Source organism: Mesobacillus sp., from assembly GCF_049588175.1.
Classification (GTDB): domain Bacteria; phylum Bacillota; class Bacilli; order Bacillales; family Cytobacillaceae; genus Mesobacillus.
On sequence record NZ_JBAVFI010000642.1, the window covers coordinates 1 to 2,912 of the forward strand.

A 2,912-nucleotide genomic window follows, 5' to 3' on the forward strand; every position below is an offset into this window, starting at 1 on the left:
GTATTTGAACGCATCAGTGTCCAGGTATTGTTTACGACAATCGTTCCCATCCCCAGCTTGCCCTCAACCAAACCTTCTGCAGCAAGTTCATCAAGCGCCGTAACCACCGTGCTTCTGTTTACCCCGAATTGCTTGGCAAGTTCGCGCTGGCTGGGAAGCTTGCTGCCAACTGGCCAAGTTCCATTTATTATTTGAACTTTTATATAGTTGATAATCATTTGATATTTTGGTGCTTTCATGTAAGGGCTCCGTTCATTATAAAAATTGGTTGGTTTTGAAATATTCTGATTGGATGGATACATTTTTCCAATGCCCGTTTATATTTGAAAGAAATAAACTGATACAGGTTTAAATTGGTTGGTTTTTTTAGAGGTGAAGTCGCTTGAACATAAAAATCCTGGCTGCACATGCACTGATTATAATCTTATGGGGGTCAGCATTCGCCGGAATACGGCATGGTCTAGAAGGCTATTCACCTGAACATTTATCGTTGCTAAGGCTTCTGGTTGGTTCCATCGCACTTGTGATTTATGCCGGGAAAACAAAGATGAAATTTCCAGAACTAAAAGATTGGCCTGTTATTTTTTTATTTGGATTCCTTGGATTTGCGGTCTATCAGACTGCTCTTAATATTGGTGAACAGTCAGTCAGTGCAGGAGCTGCCAGCCTGCTCATTTCTACATCTCCAGTCTTTATTGGTTTATTAGGAAGGATTTTTTTAAAGGAGCGAGCCGGAAAGAGGTATTGGCTAGGGGCTTTCATCTGCATTGCCGGAATCCTCCTTATTTCTCTGGGCTCAGGCGGGGGAATTGAACTCGGTTTCGGTGTCATTTTGATATTGATAGCATCTCTATCCGAATCACTTTATTTTGTTTTCCAAAAAAAGTTCTTAAATAAATATGGGGCGCTGCCTTTCACAGCCTATACTATTTGGGCTGCGACTCTTCTCATGCTCGTTTACGCACCAGGTTTGAGAGCACAGCTGGCAGAGGCTCCTGCCGGGGCAACGGCAAGCGCCATATACCTTGGATTATTCCCAACAGTCATCGCATATTTTGCTTTAGCTTACATTACAGCTAAATCAGGAGCTTCCGAAGCAGCAAGCTCATTGTATTTAACGCCTGCTGCTTCTTTCATCATTGCTTGGGTATGGCTGGGTGAAGCACCGACAATGACGACGCTGCTCGGCGGACTGATCACACTCATCGGGGTGTCATTTACCTACTTCAGGATGAGCATGACAGAAATCGAAGAAGCAAAGACGTCTTATTGAATTGTCATTTACGTTGATTGATAATAGATCTGTTTCATAGAAGGGTTTTTTAAAGCATCATAGAATTTTATAAATTGTAATTATAAATCAAAGGAAAGCTGTTCTGTTTCTCCAGCCTTTTTTGGTGACAAGACGGCATTTTCATTGTTTTTATCCTTCTCGAACTGGAGCTTGGCAAGCTTGTTCATTTTTACTGCATCCACCATTGGTGTTTGATACCCTAGCTTGTAAAAGCCCGGGTATAGCCATGGTTCATGAATGAATTCAGCAGGTACCTCGCTTAATTCAGGAACATATCTTCGAATGAATGCCCCGTCCGGATCGTGTTGTTTTCCGATTTTGGTTGGATTAATCCATTTTACTTTTTTCTGCCCAATCAAACCAGCCTGCTTTTTTACATAATAGTTGTGAATAGCTGGCTCGTAATCTAAAAACAACTCAGCCAGGGCTAATGAAGGTTTTCGGCAGTCCAGCAGCAGTGTATTGCAGATAAAAGAAATGACCATTCCCCTTAAATTGAAATTTAGCCAGCCGGTTTTATGGAGACTCCTCATCGCTGCATCAATTATTGGTATTCCTGTATTTCCATCTGCCCAAAGCTGATACCATTCTTCATTCCACGTTTTCCTGATAGCACCCATTTCAGCATTGACTTGATATTCATTGGCAAAACGGCAAATTTTTGCTCGGGCACATAGCTTAGACAAGAACTCTTCAAGCTGGGTCCTTTCTTCACCATTGCATTTTTGCAGGCGTTCATATGTCTTTTGAAAAATCACTCGTTCTGAAATATTACCCCAAGTTACATAAGCCGAGAGCCTGCTGGATGATAAGGATGATGGCAGAGGTTTGTCGTGATTGATGATATAATTCGCGAATCTGTTTTCCAGAAATGATTCCAGCGTTTCTAATGCTTTTATTTCTCCGCCTTGTTGACCAAAACGTATATTACTGCCCTTTACCTTAAAGTTTCGGAACTTTTTAAAATCAGTAAATAGAAGCTCAGGTATATTTGCTGGTATCTGTATCCTTTTTGGAGGATCGATGACTGGTTCCTTAAGACTGGCAGCCCATCGGCTTTTAAATCCCTTCTCTGAAACATTTTCAAATTCCGGGCCATAAGTAAACATTTTCTGGCTATTTTCATCTACCCATTGTCTGATGCTGCGTTTTAATATTGTTTCTTTATGGACATATAATGTGAGCGATTCATATTCGTTCAGCAGTTCCGATAACACAGCCTCTATTTCACCAATTGCAAAAAATAACTGCCCTCCTCTTTCCTGGATTTGCAAATTCAACTCTTCCAGGCTTTCTAGGACAAATTGAAAATGGCGGGCAGAAAGTCCAGTTTCACTCCAGACTGAAGGTTCAACCACGTATAAAGGCAAAACCTCCCCGATTTTGGCTGCTTCGGCAAATGGCTGATGATCAAACATCCGTATATCTTTGTTGAAGAGAACAAGATTCATCGTTAATCACTCCATTTTTCAATCCACATATACCATTTACCCATTAGAATCTAAATGGCATAGCAATCTGACTGCCTTCAATTTATTACTAATTAAGTACTTCTCTTAAAAGGATTCCAAATAAAATACCCAGAAACATAGATGTTAATGTTCCCAGTAAAAAATAT

3 protein-coding genes are annotated in these 2,912 nt (G+C 40.7%); 1 reads left to right on the forward strand and 2 read right to left on the reverse strand.

The window, feature by feature from the left end:
* Window positions 1-239: winged helix-turn-helix domain-containing protein (locus WB217_RS15445; RefSeq protein ID WP_423994129.1), on the reverse strand; the 239-nt coding region annotated here is incomplete at its 3' end.
* A gap of 143 nt (window positions 240-382) precedes the next feature.
* Here WB217_RS15445 and WB217_RS15450 point away from each other — a divergent pair.
* The gene (locus tag WB217_RS15450; protein ID WP_423994130.1) at window positions 383-1,273 is read left to right on the forward strand and encodes a DMT family transporter; all 891 of its coding nucleotides are present in this window, start codon (window positions 383-385) and stop codon (window positions 1,271-1,273) included.
* 80 nt (window positions 1,274-1,353) lie between these two features.
* On the opposite strand, the gene WB217_RS15455 is transcribed toward WB217_RS15450, so the two are convergent.
* Window positions 1,354-2,745 (reverse strand): FAD-binding domain-containing protein, encoded by a 1,392-nt coding sequence (locus WB217_RS15455; protein ID WP_423994131.1) that lies wholly within the window; start codon window positions 2,743-2,745, stop codon window positions 1,354-1,356.
* Between the last annotated feature and the right edge of the window lie 167 nt (window positions 2,746-2,912).